The organism is Candidatus Pantoea bituminis (assembly GCF_018842675.1).
In the GTDB taxonomy this organism is placed as follows: domain Bacteria; phylum Pseudomonadota; class Gammaproteobacteria; order Enterobacterales; family Enterobacteriaceae; genus Pantoea; species Pantoea phytostimulans.
The window spans coordinates 3,257,086-3,280,237 of the sequence record NZ_JAGTWO010000004.1 but is presented as its reverse complement, the minus strand read 5'-3'; the positions used below and the strand labels follow the sequence as shown (position 1 = coordinate 3,280,237).

Annotated in this window: 18 protein-coding genes and 3 pseudogenes; 17 read left to right on the top strand and 4 right to left on the bottom strand. The window is 51.1% G+C overall.

Annotated elements, in window-relative coordinates:
- Positions 1 to 32: 32 nt before the first annotated feature.
- From KQP84_RS19255 to KQP84_RS19245, 3 genes are all read left to right on the top strand, one after another.
- The gene (locus KQP84_RS19255) at positions 33 to 575 is read left to right on the top strand and encodes a hypothetical protein (protein WP_215847741.1); all 543 of its coding nucleotides are present in this window, start codon (positions 33 to 35) and stop codon (positions 573 to 575) included.
- Positions 576 to 1,764: 1,189 nt separating this feature from the next.
- On the top strand, positions 1,765 to 2,022 hold the full coding sequence (locus tag KQP84_RS19250) for an adenylate cyclase (RefSeq protein ID WP_215847740.1): 258 nt from the start codon (positions 1,765 to 1,767) through the stop codon (positions 2,020 to 2,022).
- A gap of 293 nt (positions 2,023 to 2,315) precedes the next feature.
- A complete protein-coding gene (locus tag KQP84_RS19245; protein ID WP_252515311.1) occupies positions 2,316 to 2,666 on the top strand; it encodes a hypothetical protein in 351 nt (116 codons plus the stop codon).
- 334 nt (positions 2,667 to 3,000) lie between these two features.
- Here KQP84_RS19245 and KQP84_RS19240 read toward each other — a convergent pair whose 3' ends face one another.
- Positions 3,001 to 3,267 carry a YdgH/BhsA/McbA-like domain containing protein gene (locus tag KQP84_RS19240; protein ID WP_215847739.1) on the bottom strand — a complete coding sequence of 89 codons (267 nt, stop codon included), beginning with the start codon at positions 3,265 to 3,267 and terminating at the stop codon, positions 3,001 to 3,003.
- Between the two features lie 720 nt (positions 3,268 to 3,987).
- Here KQP84_RS19240 and KQP84_RS19235 point away from each other — a divergent pair.
- From KQP84_RS19235 to KQP84_RS19175, 13 genes and pseudogenes are all read left to right on the top strand, one after another.
- Positions 3,988 to 5,169 carry an OmpP1/FadL family transporter gene (locus KQP84_RS19235; protein WP_215847738.1) on the top strand — a complete coding sequence of 394 codons (1,182 nt, stop codon included), beginning with the start codon at positions 3,988 to 3,990 and terminating at the stop codon, positions 5,167 to 5,169.
- A 107-nt stretch (positions 5,170 to 5,276) separates the two neighbouring features.
- Positions 5,277 to 6,860 (top strand): arylsulfatase, encoded by a 1,584-nt coding sequence (locus tag KQP84_RS19230; protein ID WP_215847737.1) that lies wholly within the window; start codon positions 5,277 to 5,279, stop codon positions 6,858 to 6,860.
- Positions 6,861 to 6,914: 54 nt separating this feature from the next.
- Positions 6,915 to 8,205, top strand: a pseudogene (locus tag KQP84_RS19225) (anaerobic sulfatase maturase).
- Complete coding sequence (locus KQP84_RS19220; protein WP_215847736.1) at positions 8,205 to 9,203, top strand: AAA family ATPase; 999 nt, start codon at positions 8,205 to 8,207, stop codon at positions 9,201 to 9,203. The pseudogene KQP84_RS19225 and the gene KQP84_RS19220 overlap by 1 nt, the downstream one beginning before the upstream one ends.
- Before the next feature lie 112 nt (positions 9,204 to 9,315).
- On the top strand, positions 9,316 to 10,128 hold the full coding sequence (locus KQP84_RS19215) for a DUF58 domain-containing protein (RefSeq protein ID WP_370661489.1): 813 nt from the start codon (positions 9,316 to 9,318) through the stop codon (positions 10,126 to 10,128).
- Positions 10,109 to 10,546 carry a DUF4381 family protein gene (locus KQP84_RS19210; RefSeq protein ID WP_215847735.1) on the top strand — a complete coding sequence of 146 codons (438 nt, stop codon included), beginning with the start codon at positions 10,109 to 10,111 and terminating at the stop codon, positions 10,544 to 10,546. Before KQP84_RS19215 ends, KQP84_RS19210 begins: the two co-directional genes overlap by 20 nt.
- Positions 10,539 to 11,516, top strand: a complete 978-nt coding sequence (locus KQP84_RS19205) for a VWA domain-containing protein (RefSeq protein ID WP_215847734.1) — start codon at positions 10,539 to 10,541, stop codon at positions 11,514 to 11,516. Before KQP84_RS19210 ends, KQP84_RS19205 begins: the two co-directional genes overlap by 8 nt.
- A complete protein-coding gene (locus tag KQP84_RS19200) occupies positions 11,513 to 13,039 on the top strand; it encodes a vWA domain-containing protein (RefSeq protein ID WP_215847733.1) in 1,527 nt (508 codons plus the stop codon). The genes KQP84_RS19205 and KQP84_RS19200 overlap by 4 nt, the downstream gene beginning before the upstream one ends.
- Positions 13,036 to 14,052, top strand: a complete 1,017-nt coding sequence (locus tag KQP84_RS19195) for a BatD family protein (protein WP_215847732.1) — start codon at positions 13,036 to 13,038, stop codon at positions 14,050 to 14,052. The genes KQP84_RS19200 and KQP84_RS19195 overlap by 4 nt, the downstream gene beginning before the upstream one ends.
- On the top strand, positions 14,052 to 15,065 hold the full coding sequence (locus KQP84_RS19190; RefSeq protein ID WP_215848345.1) for an HAD family hydrolase: 1,014 nt from the start codon (positions 14,052 to 14,054) through the stop codon (positions 15,063 to 15,065). The genes KQP84_RS19195 and KQP84_RS19190 overlap by 1 nt, the downstream gene beginning before the upstream one ends.
- A 47-nt stretch (positions 15,066 to 15,112) precedes the next feature.
- Entirely contained in the window at positions 15,113 to 15,397 is a 285-nt protein-coding gene (locus KQP84_RS19185; RefSeq protein ID WP_215847731.1) for a YicS family protein, read from the top strand.
- A gap of 64 nt (positions 15,398 to 15,461) precedes the next feature.
- A complete protein-coding gene (locus KQP84_RS19180; RefSeq protein WP_215847730.1) occupies positions 15,462 to 16,265 on the top strand; it encodes a hypothetical protein in 804 nt (267 codons plus the stop codon).
- A 65-nt stretch (positions 16,266 to 16,330) separates the two neighbouring features.
- Positions 16,331 to 17,949, top strand: a pseudogene (locus KQP84_RS19175) (mechanosensitive ion channel family protein).
- A 3-nt stretch (positions 17,950 to 17,952) separates the two neighbouring features.
- On the opposite strand, the pseudogene KQP84_RS19170 reads toward KQP84_RS19175, so the two are convergent.
- The 3 genes and pseudogenes from KQP84_RS19170 to KQP84_RS19160 all read right to left on the bottom strand — a co-directional run bounded on the left by KQP84_RS19170 (position 17,953) and on the right by KQP84_RS19160 (position 21,176).
- Positions 17,953 to 19,094 (bottom strand): annotated as a pseudogene (locus tag KQP84_RS19170) (GGDEF domain-containing protein).
- A 494-nt stretch (positions 19,095 to 19,588) separates the two neighbouring features.
- Positions 19,589 to 20,164, bottom strand: coding sequence for a class I SAM-dependent methyltransferase (locus KQP84_RS19165; RefSeq protein WP_252515310.1), 576 nt, complete (start codon positions 20,162 to 20,164; stop codon positions 19,589 to 19,591).
- Positions 20,118 to 21,176 (bottom strand): HNH endonuclease, encoded by a 1,059-nt coding sequence (locus KQP84_RS19160; protein ID WP_215847728.1) that lies wholly within the window; start codon positions 21,174 to 21,176, stop codon positions 20,118 to 20,120. The genes KQP84_RS19165 and KQP84_RS19160 overlap by 47 nt, the downstream gene beginning before the upstream one ends.
- Positions 21,177 to 21,426: 250 nt before the next feature.
- On the opposite strand from KQP84_RS19160, the gene KQP84_RS19155 reads away from it, so the two are divergent.
- Positions 21,427 to 23,124 carry a DUF4153 domain-containing protein gene (locus KQP84_RS19155; RefSeq protein ID WP_215847727.1) on the top strand — a complete coding sequence of 566 codons (1,698 nt, stop codon included), beginning with the start codon at positions 21,427 to 21,429 and terminating at the stop codon, positions 23,122 to 23,124.
- Positions 23,125 to 23,152 lie beyond the last annotated feature (28 nt).

The window sequence follows — 23,152 nt, the reverse complement described above, 5'->3', positions numbered from 1 at the left end:
TTATCAGTATTTTATAAAAAAGGAGTTTTTAAATGAAGACTTACTATCTAAAAAAGAATTTACCGTCAACCATTAAGTTAATGTGTATTGTTTCGACCATCCCACTGCTTGCATCTTGCACAGGACTTAATTCATTGTATCCTAAGTTTAAAAATTATCATGGAGCTGACTCCGCCGTACTTTACGTAAAGGATGATGGATATAACTATTCAATTTACACTTTCTCGCTCACTAATGAAGGTTGTTATGAGAAAAAAGAGCGACGTTTATTAACCCGAAACCTCTTTGTTAAAGGTTCAGATTCCCATGCATTTGAATATACCATTAAAGCGGGTGAGAATTATGTAATTGGATATCAAGAGCCAGGTAAGTTTGTTTACCGCAGTTTTATACCTGAATCTGGTGTTAGATATGCTCTATTGTCCAATGTATTGGTGAAATTGATTGATAAACAAGGAGTTAATGATGTAACCATTGAAAAAATAAATGATCATCATAAAAAACCGGCGTTAATTCATGGCTGGAATATTAAAAATATCTGCCCGGACATTTTTGGTTATCGCCATGTAGATTAATATTCATTAGTAACATCATCATAAGTCCCGACTGTTGCGGCAGGATTTTATTTTATTGGCGTCTAATAACGCGCCCGGTATTATTGCAGACAACAAAGCCGCAGCGGTAAAATAACCTCCGCGGCCGATGCCGATAATGCACAACTGGACAACGGCGTATTCGCTATCATCGGTGGACAACTGTAGATTGTCGGCAACCAGCTGATCGGCAGGAGCCTAATGGATAGCACAAGCGGCGGGGCGATGGGCGAATATATCGCTCAGCAGATGTATCCGGGCGTTGACCGTAAATTCCGGGGTCTGAAGCCCAACCGTACGAAAACGTACGCTAAGTATGTTTTTAAACTAAACAACTGTATATTACAATCCATCGACTAATACATTTGCAGTAAAACGAACGGATGATTTTCCTCGAACTATGTTCAGACCAAATCCTGCGGATCATGGTTTTGATACAAATTTGGATTATTTCAATGCGCAATAAAAATGAGATTTATTTATGTCGAGTGTGCGGACTTGAGCAATTAGATCCCCTTGGGGGGATGACGGTAAAAGTGCAACTTTTGATATATGCGATTGTTGTGGTGTTGAGTTTGGATATGAGGATGCAACGTTGAGCGGGATTAGACGATATCGCGAGAAGTGGCTAACTAACGGAGCCAAATGGAACACAACAAAATCGATACCAGATAATTGGATGCTACATCAGCAGTTAAAAAACATTCCTGAAGATTATCTTTGATAATCGCGTTTTACCTGGGAATCTGAAGAGTACCAGCCATAAGTGACAAACCTGATTATTTGAGTTAAATCTCCGGTCGCCAAGCCGGGATTTCTCTCTGTATCCGGAGTAACTGAAAGAATCGCAGATAAATGCTCGCTGTGATGGGCAAGCATCGAGATTGGGAAATGAAAAAATCGTCAGAAAAAGTTCAGTGTCTTGAGTGCGGGAAATGTTTTGATTTTTGGCTCCGCACCTTAGAAAAGCCCATCAGATGTCCGCATTTGAATACCGTGATCGTTGGAGTATTCCACGCCAGCAAGCTCTGGCTAGCATTTCTCACAGAGCGACCTGCCGGTCTAATATAATGGCGCGTATAAACCATGGTGAGCTGTGCCTGGATGCGCAAATTAAAATGATGCGGCAGGCGGCTATTACCAGGCAGAAATCAAAGGCGATGATCCGTTTATGGCGGCGTTGCTGAGTAAGGCGGGCGCATCGGCCGGTTATGCTACGGGTAATGTTATTAAGATACCGTTTGATAAAAAGCTAAATCCAATATCAAAACAGTATGAATGGGTGCCGACAGGGGTATGGACGATAACAAAACCAGTAGCAGTGAATCCCGTACCTAACTTGGTTGGTAATATTGTTGGTAGTGGAACTAGTGAGTCAACAATCAGCGGATTGTCCGAGATTAATAAAGCAGGCAAAAATGATGATTAAAAAACATATAGCAAGATTATTTATCTTATCTTTGTATGTGGGGCTGTCTTTGTTTTTTAGTCTTTTTGTCATGTTTGTATTTTTATCATGGCTGCAATTAGATATAGGGACAACATGGACGGAATGGCAAAAAATTATCATTAATCTTGCATTTTTGAGTTTTAAACTGAGTCTACTATGTATACCTATAGGTTTTGTTCTCTGGTTTTTTTATTACCGAAACATTTAAGCATGTAGTCATTTATTAATTTGTAAACAATCCCAGCCACAGTGAACCGCCCCCTAAAGTTGGCGTGGAGAATAACTCGCTGAGTGGTGACAAGGCGCGGGAAACGGTTAAACAGACCGCGAACACCCTGAAAAACCAGGTCAGAGACAAGCTGGGTGAAGGTACTCTCTCTTCTATCGTTAACAGCATTATCGGTGCGGCGGCAGATACCGGCGATGCGGTATTAGGTACGACAGATTATGGTGCTGATGAGACGATGGCGCTGACAGCTTGCGCCGTTGGTGATGGCTACTGTAATCAGGCTTTAAGCGATCTGGCAGGTAAGAATCAGGCTGCGGCAGACACGCTGAAAGCCCTGATGAAGAGTGAGACTTGGTCAGCGGCTGCGGAGGCAGTAGATTGGGCAGAAAATTAATTGCCGAAGCTATGAAGCGTTGCGATGAAAGAGAATTTTCAGCAATTCAGCTCTGGACGTTCAACAAACTGAAGGCTGCGTGATGACTTTCTTAGTCATTCGGTTTTGAATTATCTAATGGCTACCAAGGTAAACAGTGGGGAGGTGATGTTATAGAGTAGCTGCCCACTCGCCAGGTGCGATAATAGATTCATAACCGTACATTGTGATACTCAATATGCCCGATTCTGGCATGAACTTGATATTTTCGCGGAATGATTTCCGTTATGAATGATATACATACATACGTTTTTCAAAATAGTTAATGCCCTGTATTCCAGGGCATCACAAAATACTATTTATAAACGGTTGCGGTGCCACGAATTTTGTCACCTTCGTTACCTGAAGTAATAACAAAATACTTCCCACCCAACTCATCAGCTTTCTGTGAAATATCTTTCATAGCATCTGATGGCGCAGTGTATTCTTTGGTTGTGCTGACTTCACCCACTTTCTCATACTGTTTTGCCTCTTCTTTAGTGATCTCTTTTGCAGCAAAAGCAGATGAGCACATCAGAGTTGTTAAGGCCAGAGCTATCATGCTAACCGAAATTTTTCTCATTATTTCACCCTTATGATCTGAAAGGAAAGACATCTTTAAATGCTATGAAATGATTAGCCGAGGTTTCGTTTAAAGCAAATAAATAAATATTATTACTCAACTGGCATCTTTACTGCGGGGTATGAGATTCATTCAGTCTAACTGAGCATGTCACCATACATGGATGGTGGATTAAAGGTGACCTATCTCTTTATTACAAATCCCTTACAGCTCCAAATTTTCTTAACATCAGTAAGAATGTTCCTAATGGCGAAATTCCGAAAAAAACAGCAAACACTCGGTTTGTTATAACTGATTGATTTTAAGCTTTTTTATTTTTAGTTTTTATTTATAAAACAATTATTACCTATTTATAAATGCTGTGAATTCAAGCAAATAAGAGATGTTTGGTACTCATGAATCTTGTCAGTTTATAACTTTGATTTTATTCAAAGAATTGTGAAGAGACTTACTAATTCCTTACATTGATGTTGCTGAAATTCAAATTGTGACTAAGTTAAATATCAAAATGTAAATAAAACAGTCTTATCCTCGGGTTATGTTTAATTCTTAAACTGCACGGGCCTTTCTCTACTTGGATGATTTTTTGTTTTGCTGCCAGAGATAATTCAAATTCCCTACTACCCACTAACCGTCTTAACTTTAGTGATCGAGGAATTTTTGAAAAATTATTGGACGAGTGTGATCGCCTGTTCTTAACCCTGTTTAAGAGAAAGTCCCATGCGCAAAATAATAGCTTTGGCCATTTTATTTAATATCTCATCAGCATGCGCAAGTGGACTTTATCTATATGAAATTGGTACTGATGATATAGGTCTGGCCGGTGCAGGTCAGGCGGCGCGTGCGCAGGATGCCTCAACGCTCTTTACCAATCCTGCGGGCATGACAAGGTTGCCTGACAAAATGCTCACGGTTGGTGCGCAGGCACTGTATGGCGATGCCCCTTACCGCCTGGACGATGATGCACAACTCAGCGGCAACAGCCCCGGTAATGTCATTGGCTGGTTTCCCGGCGGCAGCGCTTTTTACACGCAACGGATCAGCCCAACCGTGAGTGCCGGATTAGGATTTTATGGCAACTACGGCCTCGGCCTGCATTTCGGCGACTGGGCCGGGGAAAACCTAATCAAGGACAGCACGCTCCTGGCGGTTACCCTGATGCCCGCGCTGGCCTGGCAACTCAACGATGCATTTTCGCTAGGGGCAGGGGTGGGTATTAACTATGGCCTGCTGAAAATAAAGCGCGCTCGTGGCGATGAACTGTCCGACCATGACTGGGCGCTCAACGGAAAAGTGGGTGCGCTGTGGCAGTTTAACCCGCAGACGCGTGCCGGATTAACCTATACCAGCCGGACAAATTATCACTTCAACGTTAACAACACTGTCCGGCTTGACCAGCTCAATAATTCCCCTTCCTGGACATTACCCATCGCGGCCACCGTCAATACCCCGCAGCAGATCATGCTCAGCCTTTTCCATCAGCTGAATGAACGTTGGGCTGTAATGGGTGATGCGGGATGGCAGGACTGGAGCGATTACGGCAACAGTGAAATAACCGTGGCAGGCAATCAGGTGGGTGACAACGGGCGTCTACGTGATACCTGGCACCTCGCACTGGGCACACAATTCAAACTCACTTCTGACTGGACACTGAATACCGGCGTTGCCTTCGACAGCAGCTTTTACCGCAGCCAGCAGGATACCTCTCTGACGATGCCGTCCGGCGATACCTGGCGCTGGGGCGTGGGTGCGCGTTACCAACTTGATCCTGCCAGCAGCATCGGCGGCGCCTTCGAATACGCGCACATCGCTTCCTCACACGTCTCCTCTCCGCTGATTAAAGGGCGTTATGACAATCCTGCTCTCTACTTTTTTGGCATCAATTACAGCCGGACATTCTGACCCGACTCACTAAGGAGGCACACCACATAACTTAATGTCGAACGATCTGACCGGGCGGGCGAACCCTTTGCCTTTCCTACGAGAGTCCACTTATCTGGAGCACAGAAATGTCAAAAGTGCCATTTTGCAAATCGCTGCTCGCCTCAATGTTATCTGTCGCCTGCTGTGCGACCAGCGCTTATGCAGCCCCGGCAAGTAATACCACGACGGCGCCGGAGCAAAATAATCAGAAGCCCAATATCGTTGTGATATTCGGTGATGACATCGGGTACTGGAACGTCAGTACCTACAATCAGGGAATGCTGGGCTATCAAACGCCCAATATCGACAGTATTGCGGCCGAAGGTGCCAAGTTCACTTCTTATTACGCGGAACAGAGTTCCACGGCTGGTCGTTCTTCGTTCATTACCGGTCAGATGCCATTCCGCACCGGGATGAGTAAGGTCGGCATGCCTGGTGCGCCGCAAGGGCTGCAAAAGGAAGACCCGACCATTGCCAGCGTTCTCAAGCAGTTGGGTTATGCCACCGGTCAGTTCGGTAAAAACCACCTCGGCGATCGCAATGAGTTTCTGCCTACCGCACATGGCTTCGACGAGTTTATGGGCAACCTGTACCACCTGAATGCGGAAGAAGAACCAGAAAACCCGGATTACCCGAAAGATCCTGAATATAAGAAGCAATTCGGCCCGCGTGGCGTCATTAAGTCCAGCGCGGACGGGAAAATCGAGGATACCGGCCCGCTGAATACCAAGCGTATGGAAACCGTCGATGAGGAAACGCTGGCGGCGAACAACGACTTTATGGAGCGGCAGGTCAAAGCCAACAAGCCGTTCTTCACCTGGTACAACACCACACGTATGCATAACAAAACGCACATTAAACCGTCCGATAAAGGCGTGACCGGTTTAGGTGACTATGCCGACGGTATGGTGGAGCACGACAAAATCGTCGGTGAAGTGCTGAAGAAAATCAAAGATCTCGGCATAGAAGACAACACCATTGTTGTTTACACCACCGATAACGGCCCGATGACGGCCACCTGGCCCGATGCCGGTATCACACCGTTCCGGGGTGAGAAAAATACAGGCTGGGAAGGCGGCTTCCGCGTACCTGCGATGGTGAAATGGCCGGGACATATTAAACCCGGAACGCTAATCAACGACATCATCGGCAGTAATGACTGGTTCCCAACGCTGGTGGCTGCAGCGGGCGTGCCGGACATTAAACAGCAGTTACTAAAAGGCTATAAAACCAGTGCCATGACCTACAAAGTGCATCTGGATGGTTATAACCAACTTGATTTCATCACCGGTAAAACTCAGGAGGATCCGCGCAAAGAATTCTTCTACTGGAGTGATGACGGCGACCTGTTGGCGATGCGTTATGGTCGCTGGAAAGCGCACTTCATGATTCAGGAACGTTCAGGTATGGACGTATGGAAATACCCGTTCGTGAAACTGCGTGTACCGCTGATATTTGACCTGAAAATCGACCCGCTGGAAAAAGGCACCGATGGCATGGATTACAACCACTGGTTCTATGATCGTCTGTTCCTGCTGGGCGGTGCGCAGAAATATGCCACTGAAATGCTACAGAGCTTTAAAGAGTTCCCGCCACGTCAGAAACCGGGCTCATTCACCGTTTCTGATGTGTCGAAACTTATTGAGGAAGGCAGTCCGGCTACCAACTGATGCTCTGACCACACCACCGGGTGAAATTTTTCACCCGGTTTTCAGGAGGCGTTCATGAAATACAGTACAACCCTGCCGGTTAAACCCCTTCCTACGGCGGAAAAGTTCAGTGGGAAAGGGCCTGCTTACACGCGTCGTTTTCATGTGATGGCGAAACCTACTGGATCGCGTTGCAACATCGACTGCAACTACTGTTTTTATCTGCACAAAGAACAGCTTCTGGAACAGGACAGACACAGCGGCATGAGCGATGAGGTGCTGGAAACCTTCATCCGGCAGTACATCGACAGCCAGGATGGCGAACAGGTGGTGTTCTCGTGGCAAGGCGGCGAACCCACGTTAATGGGGCTGGAGTACTTCGAAAAAATCGTGGTGCTACAAAAGAAATATCAGAAACCGGGTCAGCGTATTGAAAACGATCTGCAGACCAACGGCATTCTGATTAATGACAGCTGGGCGCGCTTTCTACGTCAGCACAATTTCCTGGTCGGCATTTCCATTGATGGGCCGGCTGAATTGCACGATCGCTACCGCGTGACGCGCAGCGGCAAACCCACTTTGAAAAAGTGATGGCGGGCGTTGCCGCGTTAAAGCGCCATCATGTTCCCTTCAACGCCTTAGTCACCGTCAACCGCACCAATGCGCGCTTCCCGCTGGAGGTCTACCGCTTTCTGACGCGCGAACTGGGTGCTACTTACATCCAGTTTAATCCCTGCGTTGAGCCGGTCGATTTCAAGCAAACCGCACCGCAGTTCTGGCACGACGACACCATTCCGGTCATCGGTTCACGTCGCGCGCGCCCCGGCGACCTTGACTCCATTGTCACCGACTGGTCAGTGGATCCCGATGACTGGGGGCGCTTTCTGATTGCTGTGTTCGAGGAGTGGGTGAACAACGATTTAGGTCGGGTGCAGGTCAATCTGTTTGAAACCGCTGTGGCGCAAACTATGGGTATGCCCGCGCAGATTTGCATCACCTCAGAGTTTTGCGGCAAAGGTCTGGCGATTGAGAAAAATGGCGACATTTTTTCCTGTGATCACTACGTCTATCCCGAATACAAATTAGGCAATGTGCAGAGCACCAAGCTGGCGCACATGGCCTTTTCCGAGCGACAAAAAGCCTTTGGTTTAGGTAAGCGGGATACGCTACCTGCTGCCTGCAAACGCTGCCCTTACCTGAAACTCTGTTATGGCGAATGCCCGAAAAACCGCATCGTCAGGAGCGAAGAAGGCGAGCTGGGAATGAATTATCTCTGTCCCGGTATCAAAGCCTTTTTAACTATGCGCAGCCGATTCTGGTTGGCATTGCGACGCTGCTGAAACGTCAGACGGTGGAACCTGCATAATGAATAATCGTGAAAAGCTGCTGGCGCTGGAAGCCAGTATGAACAAGCAGGTGATTGGACAGCAGGAGCTGGTGCGAATGCTGATCGTGGCCTTATTGTGTGACGGTCATGTGCTGCTGGAAGGCTTGCCGGGCTTGGCGAAAACGCGTGCGGTGCGCGAACTGGCTCGCCATATCGAAGGCGAATTCCGTCGTATTCAGTTCACGCCTGACCTGCTGCCCTCAGACATTACCGGCAGCGAAATCTATCAGCAAAATGCCACACGGGAAGAAGATCAGTTTCGCTTCCGCCCCGGCCCGGTGTTCGGCAATATCATCCTCGCCGATGAGATCAACCGCGCCTCAGCTCGCGTGCAGTCGGCGCTGCTGGAGGCCATGGAAGAGCGTCACGTGACCGTCGCAGGCAAAACCTGGCCGCTGCCGGGAGTATTCATGGTGCTGGCGACACAAAACCCGGTGGATCAGGAAGGTACCTGGCCCTTACCTGAAGCCCAGCTTGACCGTTTTCTGATGAAGGTGATTGTCGATTATCCGTCGAAAGAGAATGAACAGCGGGTAATGCAACTGGTGCGCGCTGAGCAGCAGGCAAAATATCAGGCTGCTCAGCATGAAAACCCTGTACCGGAAACCGACCCGTTGCTGATAAGCCAACAGGATATCGCCGAATGCTGGCGTGAAATCGCCACGGTTTATGTAGCGCCAACCGTAGAGCAGTACATCGTCAATCTGGTGGAAATGACGCGTCATCCCGATCAGGTCAGCGAAGTCTTTGCGGGTTATATCAGCCTCGGCATCAGCCCGCGCGGCACGCTTGCCTTGGATCGCTGTGGTCGTGCCTGCGCGTGGTTGGATGGCCGTGATGCGGTGTTGCCAGAAGATATTCAACGCATCGCGCCGGCCGTGCTGCGCCATCGTCTGCTGCTGAGCTATCAGGCAAACGCTGACAACTGCACGCCCGATCAGGCGATTGCCATGCTTCTTAGCGCAGTGGTGGCGTAATGCCGCAGCCGTTGACGCTTGAACTGGCTGACCTGATGGCGCTGGCAGGTGACGCACAGCGACTGGATAATCCCCGGGGCAAATCCCACCCGGCGCATTAACCGGTGAGCGCGTGTCCCGCCAGCAGGGACGCGGCCTGAACTTCGATAGCTTACGTCGCTATCAGCCGGGTGATGATGTCAGGCTGATTGACTGGAAGGCCACAGCACGCCTCCGCTCACCGTGGATCCGCCTCTACAATGAGGAGCGCGAACGACCCGTATTCATCCTTGTGGATCAGCGTCTGGACATGTACTTCGGTACCCGCCTGCAGATGAAATCGGTCGCCGCTGGAAACATTGCCGGATTGCTGGCATGGCGAAGCTGGCATGACGGTGATCGACTGGGCTGCGCGATATTGGGTGATGATGAACTGGCGCTGCATCCCTGCCGTGCGCCGAAACGCAACCTGATGCCCATTCTTACTGACGTTCAGCGTATGAATGCTCAGCTTCCCGCGCATTATGCGCAAAACCATCGACAAAACGTCTCCCTGTCAGACGCGTTGCAACGTATTGTCCGCCTGCTGCCCTCCGGTAGCTGGCTGGGGATCATCAGTGATTTTCACGATCTGGATACACGCTGCGATGCGGTGTTGGCTCACCTGCGTCGCCGCTGCGAAATTACCGCCTATGTCACGCTTGATGATCTTCATCGCCGCCTGCCGCCGCACGGTCAACTTGCGGCGTATTACCATGACGTAAGCACCGCGCTCAATCTCACTTCTCACCTCAGCGATCGCATTCAGCAAAGCGTAACCGAGCGTCTGTCGCAGCAGCAACGGCGGTTACAGCGAATGGGGATCACGGTGAAAACTATCGTGACCGGTAATGCAGTTCTGCCGCAGCTACAGCAGGAGGATGCGCATGCTGGCAAAAGGGTTTAGCACACCGGAACTGGCGCATCCTGCTCTGCCAGCAGCCGCCTCATGGTTCCCGTTACCGGCAGGCTGGGCGGTGCTCGGCGTGATGCTGTTACTGGCGATGTTCATTGCCCTGCTTATATGGCTCGCACGCTTTCGTCGTAATCGCTGGCGGCGCGAAGCGCGAAAACACCTTGCTCAACAGCAGGTGGATGGCTGGATAACATGGGTTAAGCGGGTGCTTCTGGTGCAACACTCTCGCACCCAGGTCAGCCAGTGGCAATCGCCGGAACAACTTCTGGCGCAGACCCCGCTGGATGAAGAACTGCGCGCGCTGATGTGTCGTCGCTACTGTCAGCCAGATAATCAACTCGAAAGCGCTATCAATCAGCGAATCTCACAGCAGTTACGCCACTGGCTGGAGACGCTGCCTCATGTCTGAGTTTTTATCACGGATCGACTTTGTCTGGCCATGGGTGGGCGTGCTGCTGTTTTTACCGCTGATTACTCATTATCTGATCCCTGCAAAGCAGCCGACGAGTGAACAGGTGAGAGTGCCTTTTTTACCTGAACTGGCTGAAGCCCTGCAACTCTCGGCGCCAGCACCACAAGCCAGTTGGCGTCATCGGCTGCTGTTCTGGACAGTATGGATTTTAATGATTGCTGCGCTGGCCCGGCCTGAATACCTGATGCCGCCGAAAACGGTGATAAAACCCATGCGCAACATCGTGCTGATTTTGGATGTTTCCGGTTCAATGGAGAAAAACGACGGGCAGAATGGTCAGACGCGCTTACAGGCGGTGCAGCAAACGGTGCGCACTTTTATCAGCCAGCGCAAAAATGATCGCATCGGTCTGGTGATTTTTGCCAGCCAGGCGTGGCCATTTGCGCCGATCAGCGAGGACAAACAGGCGCTTCAAGCGCGTATCAGCCAGCTGGCACCGGGCATGATTGGTCAGCAAACTGCGGTGGGGGATGCACTGGGCGTGGCGGTGAAACTGCTGGATCACAGCCTCGAAGCCGACGCGTCAAAAATGGCGATTCTGCTGACAGATGGCAATGACACCGCCTCTCAACTGCAACCCACGCTCGCCGCGCAGCTCGCAGCCGCGCATCACGTTATGGCGCACACCATCGCCTTTGGCGATGTAAACAGCAGCGGCGAAGATAAAGTCGATACGGCGCTGCTGGATAACATTGCCCATATAACCGGCGGTAACGCCTGGCGCGCCGCTACCAACCGCGACGCACTCGCGCAGGTCTGGCAGCAAATTGATGCGCAAACGCCGGAACAGGTTAAAACAGTGGGCTTATCCTGGCATCGTCCGCTGTTCGTCTGGCCGTTAGCCCTTGCGCTACTCGTATTACTGCTGTTTGCCATCAGCAGCACAATGATGAGGCGACGTGCATGAGCGATTTCCATTTCCTCTATCCCTGGCGATTACTGGGTTTGCTGCTCTGTCCGCTGCTCTATTTTTTGGCTCAGCATGCAGGAAGTGCCTGGCATCGTGTCATGGAAAAGCCTTTTGCGGCCGCGTTGATTAAAGGTCAGCGTGTACGGGCGCGACAGGTGCTGCCGTGGCTCTTTTGCCTGGGTGTATTGGCTTTAGCCGGTCCGAGCTGGCAACGAGACTTGCCCGCCGCATTCACGCCCGAAAACAACGTGATGGTGATCATGCAGCAGGATCTCAGCATGCTGGCGCAGGATGTGCCGCCTGACCGCCATCAGCGCATGCAGCAGAAAATCACCGCACTGATGACGCAAATGCCCGGTAGCCACTTTGGTTTAGTGGTTTACAGCGCTGATGCCTGGCTTACCACGCCGCTGACCAATGATGCCGATTTTTATAACCTGTTCCTGACGGCCCAACAGCCGACACTGGTGCCGCAGGGTGAGGGTTCCGGGCTGCGTCAGGCGGTCGCCCTTGCGCTTAAAAATCTGCCCGCAACGCCTGAAGCCCCACGCGCGCTGATACTGGTCGCTGATAACGTAGCACAGCAGGACGTTGAGTGGCTGCGGCAGCAAAATCTGCCTCTCCAGATCTGGGTAGTAGGCACGGCAAACGGCGGCAGACTGCCGGAAGCGCAGGCGTCGCAGGGCATCGATACGCGTCTCAATGTCGCGCGCTTTGAGCAAATCCGTGATGGCGGCATTCCGGTGACGCTGGTCTCTGTCGAAGATGATGACCTACGCGCGGTCAGCGGACATATTCAGCAAAGCGTGACGGCGCAGCAGAACAGCCGGCAAGATTTGCAGTGGAAGAACAGCGGCTATCTGTTGGTCGTCCCAATGCTGATGCTATTACTGCTCTGGCGACAGCAGCTGCTCTGCCTGGCTGTCGTGATGCTGCCCTTACTGATCTGGTCTCCCGCCAGTTCAGCGGCACTTCTGGACGCCTGGATACGCCCCGACGTGCAGGGACAATTTGCCTTTAATCACGGTAACTATGCAGCCGCCGCCCAACGCTTTCAGGATCCGTTGCGGCGGGGGATTGCCTTCTATTACGCGCAGGATTACGTCTCGGCGCTGGGGGCTTTTCGTCAGGTTCCTGCCACCCCTGAAAGTCTGTTGTGGATAGGCAACTGCTACGCACAACAGAAATCCTGGCAGCAGGCGCTGCACAGCTACGATCAGGCGCTGAGTTTACGACCCGAATGGGCAATGGCTCAGCAAAACCGGGCGAAAATTGCGCATATCATCATGCAGCTGCGGCAAAAAGAACGCGACCGCCAGGCCGATCAGCATGAGCAGAAAGATGAAGATCCTGACGCCATTAAACACGATCTCAAACCCGATCAGGGCGTGAACCAGCTGGATATGAAGCCCATCGCGGGCGCTGCGCCCTCGGCTGAACAGTGGTACAGCAATCTCACCCTTTCGCCCGGCGGTTTGCTGGAAAATCTCTACCGCTCCACACCGGCGGAGGCACCATGAAGCGACTTATCGTTTGTCTGCTGTTGCTGCTAAGCCTGCCGGTACGGGCTGAAATGGCCATGACGCGCGAACTGGTTGCTCCTGATCAACTGGTGCCGGGCCAGCCAGTAACGATTGCTGTGACCTTCTGGACGGACAGCTGGTTTAATCCGCCGCCGCAATGGCCGGAAATGGTCATTGAAAACGGTAACTTGCTTAACACGCCGCTGCCCAACCAACTGGTAACACGTAATCGCGGCGGTATCAGCTGGAGCGGCATCCGCATGGAACGTCAGGTGATGGCGTGGGATCAGGGCGAGCTGCGTTTTCCTGCTACAGATGTAGTGATGCGTTCCGCGAATCAGCCGCCGAAAACGGTGTCGCTGCCGGTGCTGCAGAAGTCGGTCAGCTGGCCCGCCGATGTGCGTCAGCCAGACCGTTTCTTGCCAGCCAGCAGGCTTGAACTTTCGCAGCAATGGCGACTTTACCGCGCCTCAGAGGATAAGCAGTTACATGTCGGTGACGTCATTGAGCGCGTTGTAATAGTGCGCGCGACCGATGTGATTGCCGTGCAAATCCCGCAACTGCTGTATGCCATTCCCGGTTCCGGTGCGCAACGCTTGCCGCCGGTAAACAGCAACCTGACGCAAGGGCGAGATGAGATCGTCGGCGCACAGCGTGAAGAACGGCTGCGTTATCTGCCCTCTCAGTCCGGCGAACTGGTGATCCCACCGTTGCGTTTACGTTGGTGGGATACACGCCAGCATCAGTGGCAACTGGCTGAATTACCCGGTGCGCATTACGCCATCGCCGCTGCGCGTCCGGCTGGCAGTGAACAGGCGTTGAAAGCCCGCGCCCCGACCAACTGGAAGTCGTTGCTGATGGGATCGGCGATCGTGCTGGCGCTGCTGCTGCTGGGCTTCTTTTTCCGACGCCTCCTTAGCCAGAGCCTGCAACGGCTGGTTCAGCGCACGCGTGAATACTGGCGGATCGTCCCGCTACCTGACCTCATTCCGACCAAAAGGAAAAGATGATGAAATTAAAACCCCTGCTGGCATTGCTGATTACGGCTCATCTTGGTTCGGCGTTTGCGGCAGACGATCCGCTCAGTGCCTGGAATAACGGCCACGCAAAACAGGCTATTGAAACGTGGGTGAAGGAAACCACGTCATCGAACAGCAAAGACTTCATTCCTGTCAGTCAGCGTTATGTGGTGTTTGATAATGACGGCACATTGTGGCCGGAAGCGCCGCTGACGTTTCAGTTGCAGTTCGTGATTGATGAAATCAAACGCCTCGCCCCACAACACCCGGAATGGAATAACGATGCCTTAGTGCAGGCGGTAATAAACAACGATATGAAAGTGGTGATGCAGTCGGGCAAAAAGGGGTTGATGCAGTTGATGGCTCTGACGCATAGCGGCATGACGACGGAAGAATTTAGCCAGCGCGTTAGCAACTGGGTCGATAATCATCGTCATGCGCGTTTCGGCTGCCGTTATGACCAGCTGGGCTATCAGCCGATGCGCCAGCTGCTGGATTATCTGCGGAATAACGGTTTCAAAACCTGGATTGTGTCTGGAGGAGGCATCGATTTTATGCGCGTACTCGCCGAGAAAATGTATGGCATCCCGCCCGAACAGGTTGTCGGCTCCTTTTCGCTGAGTGAGTTCTCTCTGACAGATAACGGTACGCAGCTGCGTAAAACCATGAACGGCGCCTTTTACGATGATGAAGCGATGAAGCCGGTCGCCATCCATCTCTTTATGGGGCGGCGTCCGGTCGGTGCGTTCGGTAACAGCGACGGCGATGTGCCGATGCTCCAGTACACCTCCGCCAATCCGACCTACAAAACCTTTGGTTTACTGGTTCATCACACCGATGCTGCGCGTGAATATGCTTACGACGCGCATCCGCCCGCCAGTGGAACGCTTATCAGCGGGTTAAGACTGGCACCCCAAAAGGGTTGGGTCATCGTCGATATGAAGAAAGAGTGGAAAACAGTGTTTGACCCTTCGCAATGCAGCGCTGATCAAAGCAGTGAATAAATGATTTATTCGGGTTTAAAAGGGCCGAAACGGGCCGGGAGATAAGAATGAAATACTTGATACCGATCGTATTGATGCTGCTGTCACAAACGCCCGCACTGGCTAACTCCGCCTATGAAAACCTGGCCTTTGCGCTGAGGCAGCAGAAGATTACCGATGACCTGCGCCACAAGTGTCAGATACCGACGACGGTAACCGATGAACAATTGCAGAGACGCTTTCTGGACAGCACCCATGATAATTCTGCCGTGCTGTCAGCCGTAAAAGCGCTGACCGAAAACAATCAAAAGCGTTATCAGACCTTCCTGAGCCAGGTCAAATGCCCGCAGTAACCAGCAGAGTCCAGGGTTAAATATGCTATCACGCGAATAAATGCATGCTATCCGGAGGTTAACTATGTTGCGTCATGTACGGAATGCATGGAGTGGGACTTTCTGGCTGTTGATTTCAAGCCAGGCGGCGCTTGGCGCAGAAGTTAACGACAATCGCGACAAGCTTGATGATGATCCGACCAAGGTGACGACCAAAGTAGGTGTCTCGTGGTCGGACACCTATGACATGGACGACAGCAATCTCTCTTTCTCAGGCTCGGTCGCGCTGGACCCGGCAAAAAAACTGAACGCACGTGTTAACAGTGATGCCAGCGAGTGGCGCGTGGGCGGATCATGGCTGTTTCCGGTAGGCATCGTTAACTTTAATTTTGGCAAAAACGAATATACCAATGGTGCAACGCAGACTAACTATTCCATTGGAACCTTTGTACCACTTAGCCATTTCGGCTTCGCACCTGCCGGTTTCCAGATATTCCCAATGGCCAGATACACCTACAACACCGGTGAGATAACCGGTTGCAGCACCGGAAATGCAGCTGACTGTAAAGCGCCTCAGTTCGCCGATGGTATTCCTTCCGAGTATGGATTCAGCACGATCACCACCTCCGGCAGCAGTGGGTATCTTGGTGCCTTTACCCTCCGACCGCTGACGCCTGAACTTACGATGATCGGCTTTGCGGCAGGCTCTTATGGATCAAAAAATGAGAAGGGGGAGAATTACCGGGGTTATTTTGGCGGGCTTGGCGCAGGTTATCGGTTTGATGAGCACAGTTCAGTAAACCTTCTGACGTTCGTTATGGACAACAACACCTATCTGGACGATCCCGATACACGCTTTCTGATTTCGTATACCTGGCAATTTCAATAATACGCATTGACGGCTGCCTTACGGATGGATTTACCGCCAGGCAAAGTACGGCTTCTGGAGGCAAAATGATTAAAGCGGTGATGTGTATATGCGGTTGTCTGTTGTTCTTCACGTTACAAGATGCGCTAGGCGCGGAGCCGCGTCAGGCTCCCTCGGCGCAGGAAAAAGCGCGTACGTTATATCTGCTTAATCAGCCAGTAGTGATGCTGCAGGCAAAATTTGGTCTTACCACGCCAGAGGAGCGGGTCCAGCGAATCGTGACGATATTGCGCTCGCTCAATGATAATGACCTCGCTCAGTCGGTAGAGATGCACAATGTGACGCGCTACCGACAGCCAGCCGTGCTTTTTTCTATCAACGGCAAACCTTTTATGTTGCTCGCTGAGAATGACCTGGATGAAGGGGATGATCTGACGCTTGCGCAGGCGGCGGAACGCGTCAGACTCCGTCTGGACACACTTCGACAATCATTGTCTGAGCAGTATTCATCGCGTTACCTGCTGCTCTCAGCGGGTAAAAGCTTTTGGGTGCCCTGTTACTGCTCGCATTCATCCTGTTTGCCCTGCGCTCCTACGCCTGGCTGAAACGGATATATGCCGTAAGGCGTGCTCAGCGGAAAAGCATCATTCCTGGCGCACTGCGCGCCTTTCTCGGTCCCATTGAGGTAAGGCTGTATGCCATTGTTCTTATCTCGGCTTTCCTCGTGTCATTTTACATCTGGGTCAGCTGGGTGTTGCGGCTGTTTCCCTGGACGCGAATTTGGGGCATGGAGCTGGGAGGTTATGCGCTAGGGCTGTTGCAACGCCTGGGCATGGCCATACTTTCCGCTCTGCCAGGCATGCTGATTGTTGTGGTCATCTTCCTCATAACGGCGCTGGTGACGCGATTGCTCAGACTGGTGCTCAGGCGAGTCGAGACCGGGCAGTTACACCTGTCGGGCCTGCATCCAGATACCGTTGGCGTCACCCGTAAACTGATCAGCGTAGTCATCTGGTTATTCGCCTTGTCGGCGGCTTATCCGTTTTTACCCGGGGCTAACTCGCTCGCCTTCAAAGGGATAAGCGTTTTCTTCGGGCTGATGCTGACGTTGGGATCGGCAGGCGTGATGAACCATGCTATGAGCGGGTTGGTGCTGACCTATTCTCGCGCACTGCGAAAAGGCGAAGTTATCAGGATTGCCGATCATGAGGGCGTCGTCAGCGAGGTGGGCATGCTGGCAACTAAAATTCTGACCCGCGAGAACTACGAGGTTACGGTTCCCAACGCGGTTGTCGTCAGCGGCAGAATTGTGAACCTGAGCGCAACGTTGAAAGGCGACGGCGTTAACATGACGACCAGCGTCACCATTGGTTATGACACGCCCTGGCGGCAGGTTGAAGCGATGCTGGAGCTTGCCGCCAGTCGCACACCGGGGATTAATCGCAGCATTTCCCCGCTGGTGCGCCAGCTGGCGCTGCAGGACTGGTATGTGGCGTATGAACTCCAGGTCCGGCTTCAGGCGGGAGAATCACTGGCTGGGGTAAGAAGTATTCTCCACGGCCATATACAGGATGTGTTCAACGAATTCGGCGTGCAGATCATGTCTCCTAACTTCATCAGTCAGCCTGAGCAGCCGGTGATCGTGACAAAATCGAAATGGTTTACGCCTCCTGCGAACCAGGATGCTTCTGACCGTTCGCGATAGGGATTAAGCAGGTTTTTGCTTTGCCCACTGGTTACGACCCTGCTGCTTTGCCCGGTAGAGCGCGTTATCAGCTCGTTTAATAATTCCGGCAGCACTCTCACTGCTGCCTGAAAGAGCAATGCCCATGCTGACGGTGACTCTATTGCTGACTTCTGATGCGAGATGCGGTAGCGCTGTTGCATGCAGACTCGCCTGGATACGCTCTGCAACCAGAGCAGCTTCGTCCAGAGAGGCAGTTGGCAGCACGACCACAAACTCTTCCCCTCCGTAGCGTGCTACCAGATCTGCCGGCGTGCGAACCGACGATTTCAAAACGCCGGCTACTTTTGCCAGACAATCATCCCCGGCCTGATGGCCGTAATGGTCGTTGTAGCGTTTGAAATAGTCCACATCGAGCATGATCAGTGCAAACGGCAAAGCCTGGCGGATAGCGTCATCCAGATAGTTTTCCATTGACCGCCGGTTTGCTGTCCCGGTGAGTGCATCCTGATGCGCCATAACATCAAGCATTGCAATAAGCATCCGGTTCTCCTGATAACGACGCCAGGCTTCATCAAACCAGCGCTGCAGGATATAGCGGCCATAAATGAGAATGGTTGTGAGGATGAGCCAGACCAGTAAGAATCGCACGCTGATGCCCTGATTCAGTTGCATACTTGCCAGCAAAGCGGTTAACCATAATGGGGTCAGGAATAGCATAAGAGCAGGTGGGTGATAATAAAGCGCAGCCAGCGCGGTGAGCATAAGGATCACACTGAGGGGCCAGGCAAATGGCAGGTGCCACCAGACGATAAAATGATAGCTGCAGTAGCTCCACATCAAACTGAGAATCAGCAATAAACCCATACTTATTGGTGTAAATCTGGCTGGAAGACGATAGATAAAAAATGCCAGTAAAAAGGAGAAAGCAATGATGCCAACCGCAATGCCATTAATGAGAGGAAGTATTTCTGCCTGGTCGCTGATTGAACGGTCAAAACCGCTGATGAGGACATTGCGAAAAAAATGATTAGAGCAAAGCTGACGTTCACAAACGTGAACCAGGGAATACTTACGAATAGCGCCTGCCTGACCATATCATTACGGTCCTGCCATACTATCGCCGTATCAAAAGCACGATGTCGACCGCCAGAACTCTGATCCATCCCTGATGGCCTCTCAAATGAATAATTACTCTTCAGTGTAATAGAGGGGCAACTTTCAAGGCAGAAATGTTGAACCAGATTATGAAAGCCAAAAAATTGCAAACCCTGATGAACACTAAATTCCACTCTGTATCGATTGGGTTTAGCTAACTTTTTGTTTTTAATGCAAAAATATTTTGAGTGAGCAGTGTGAAGGATATGCCATAAAACCTTCTTTAAATGAAAATGAGTGTATGGGTTTCTGCGGGTAGAAAAAATCGTCGTCATTCAGCCTATTGTCTCTTTGAAACGGGCATAAAAAGAACTCAGGAAGTGGATAGCTATGAAGATTTAGACAAAAAAATTGCGGGGCATATAAGGGGGAGTGCGTGAGTTTGTGATACTATTTTTTCTTTTAAATCAGTGGCTTTTTTTGTATCTGGAATTCAGCTTAGGCATTTGCTGAACTGCTTGTTCAAACCGACTTTACGGGAAATTTGCTACTCCGAATCACGTCAAAGCTTAGATTTCAGCAAGCCATTCAACCACGTCTCAACGCGATCAGGCCGCTGGTCCTCACTGGTCCACGTGTCGATAACCTGCAATTCAGGCGCTAACTTGATTAGCCCAGCCTCATTCATATCCGTAAACTGACGTCCCTGCTTTTCCCGCTCGCCCATGCCATATTTAAACGACACATAAAGTATGCCGCCTGGTTTCAGGGCCGTTGCCACTTTTCTCATCACCGATGGCAGCTCAGTCAAAGACACATGCAACAAGGAAGCACAGCACCAAATTCCATCGTAACGTGCTTCAGCATGCAGATCCTGAAATCGCATCTGCCGGATCGCCAATCCGCTATAAGCACTCGCTAGCGCCACTAATTCAGCCGAGGCATCAAAAGCTTCAACCTCAAAACCGCGCTCAAAAAATGCTTTTACGTCGCGCCCTGATCCGCAACCTGCATCCAGAACTCGCGCCCCGGCAGGCAGCAATGCCGTGAAGCGATCACGAACCGGAGACATCTCAACCGCAACGGTATCATCAAAAAATTGCTGCGCATTGCGCTGATAGAAATCTTGCGTGGTCAAAAAGTTCATCTCCACAAGCTTGAGGATGCCAGATATGGAACAGCTTATTATTGCGAGCAGATTGCCAGGCGGTATTGAGAAAGCTGCGGCGTGCAATGTCGCTTTTACCGGTTTGCTTGATAAGCGTTTCACGCAGCGGTAAATGGCTGTTAATAAAGTACTCGTTACGCTTATGTAATCGTTCTAACAACAGCTGGGAGGGCACATGTGCAAATTTCCCCTCTTTGCCGCGATTACAGTTTTGGCAGGCCAATACCAGATTCCACACACCATTAATATTTGCCACGTAATCGCGTGCTGACCAAGGAATGAAATGATCGACATCGGTTAAATCGATGTCACCGCTAGCCAGACTCACCGGACGGAAGCAATAAAAGCAGCGACCTTTCTGATAGCCATTCAGGCTGTTACGGCAGCTGGTGATATCGACGCGGCGATCGTTTTTACGGGTGAACAATATTTGCTGAGTATCGTCATATTCTATCGCCAGCAAATGGCTCGACACGCCCATTTCCCATGCACGTTCCACTAAGCGCCAGCGAGCATCGGTTTCATGAATCAGGTTCTGGAATTGTTGGGTTTCAGTCAGTTTGAAAAATGCATCCGTCAGGCGAATTCCTTTATGGCTTTTGCGTTCATCGACGAAGAATCGCACATCAATTTCAGCACGGTTGACGTTATGAAAGGCATCAATCACATTGGCAAATCCACGCTTAACCGTCACATTGAGCAGATCATCTTCACTGATTTCACCGCGATTAAATCGGCTGCACGCATCAATAAACTGGCTGCTTTTAACGGTTATTTGTTTTGGCGCGTGTTCGAGATGGCGACATAAATGCTGGCTAAACGGGTGCGCCAGTTCATCCATCGTAATACGTTCTTTTTCCTTCGAGTGCAGATCATAAAGCGCGTGGGCGAGGGCAAACTTATACGAAGCAACGTTGTTGCCAAACAGAATAACGCCGCGCCAGTAGTTTTCCAGCGAAGGATCGGCCTGATAAAAATGCATGTTTCGTGTCCTGTGGCGTAGCCGATTTGCGAGTCGGCTTCCAAATTACTGCAACACGTAACAGCTTTGCATAATGTTTGCGAAAATTCACCTTGGGTAAGCCTGCATAAAGCGGTGAGCTATTCAGGGTGGCAAAAAAGTGAAGGAGGCGTTTTCAAAGGGATGTCGCCTTTTTAACAAAAGCCAGGCGACGATATTCCCCGTAGAGTTATGATTCCTTTCTCCGCTCTTCACAACAAAGGACTCTGTTATGAACTGCACCACTGCAATCTCATCTCAAACCCGCTGGGGGATTGTTCTGCTTGGCGTGCTGGCAGGCTTGTTATGGGCCGTCGCTGAAACAACCCTCTTCTCTGACTCCACACAAATCTATCTGAAAGTATTCGCGCTTGGTTTTTCCAGCGTCGTTGCCTGCACGGCTATTCAAATACGATCGCGGGTGAGTTGGTTGGCAGCGTTAGCCGTGTTGCCATTTTTGGCTTTGATGACTGGCTGGTTGCGCTGGAATAATGAGACGATCGGCAATATTCGAATTATCTCGGTGGCGGTGCTCTGGCTTTATTTGCTGATGCCGTTACTGCAAGTCTGGACGACTAAAAAAGGGCCGCGTCCTGCGGCTGCAATCGTTGCGGCGCTGGGGGGCAACAGCTTTGCGCTGCTGGTCACCGCATTAGCCACCGGCGTATTGTGGCTGCTGCTGGTGTTCTGGAGCGGCTTGTTTAATCTGATCGGCATTAAAATATTTGAATGGCTGTTCTTTAAAAATGACTTTTTCCCGCCAATTGCAACAGGCGCGGTGATCGCTGCCGGGATTGTGCTCTCTCGTCAGCAATTCACTATCAGCCAGATGTTTCGCCGCTTAATCACTTTGCTGATGCGCGCCATGCTGGTGATGCACGCGCTGGTATCGCTGCTGTTCCTGGCGTCGCTGCCCTTTACTGGACTGGCGATCATTCCTGAGCAAGTCTCCTCTACCGTGCTGCTTACCAGCATGGCGGTAGCGATGATGATCATGACGGCGATAGTCTGTTCTGGTGATGACGAAACGTTAAATTCTCCGCTGTGGCTGCACAAAATCGTGGTGCTGGCGCAATGGCTGACGCCGGTTTTTGCTGGATTAGCCTGTTACACCTTAGGGTTGCGTGTGGCGCAATATGGCTGGACGGTTGATCGCGTAACGGCAGCAGTCATGGTGGCGTTGGCGCTGCTCTGGACTTTCGCTTGTACAGGATTGCGCCGCAAAGCCTGGCATAAAAGCATCAGCGTTGATCAACTCACCGCCAGAATATTAGCGCTGTCGGCGCTGTGCTGGCTGTTGCTGCACAGCCCGGTTATCGATCCTTATCGTATCAGCGTCAATAACCAGCTTTCGCGACTCGAACAAGGGGTGCAGAAAGCGGATGAGGATGATCTCTCTATGTTCAGCAGCGCCGGGCGACGAGGACAGCAGGCGCTGAAACTGTTGCAGCAGCATCCAGAATGGTTAACCGAGCCGGGATTGCTGTACGCATGGCAAGGCAATATGCACAGCAAAGCGGCACCCGAAGCAGGCAGTAAAATGCTGCGTGAGCGGATTACACAGCGGGCAGATAGCGCTTCGCCACCCGAAGATTGGTGGCAAACGGAACACCATAATAACAATTATCGTGTTAGCGCCTGCTTGCTTAGCAAGGCCGATTGCACCGTGTGGGCGATGGATCTGAATGGCGACGGGCAACCGGAAGTGCTGCTTTTTAATCGCGAAAGGCATCAGATTGCGGTGTATGCGCATTATCAAGATCGTTGGGACGAAGTAGGGGTAATTGCAGCGGCGGTCAGTAATACAGTGTTTGAACAGGCAGTAAAGCAGGGCAAGCTCAATAGCGTAGAAAAACCGTGGCGGGACTTAGAGATCGATGGTCAACGCTATCCGGTGGAGTATCAATATCAGCATGAAGCGCTGAAGTAAGGGGTGATAAGAGACCACTACGATGCCC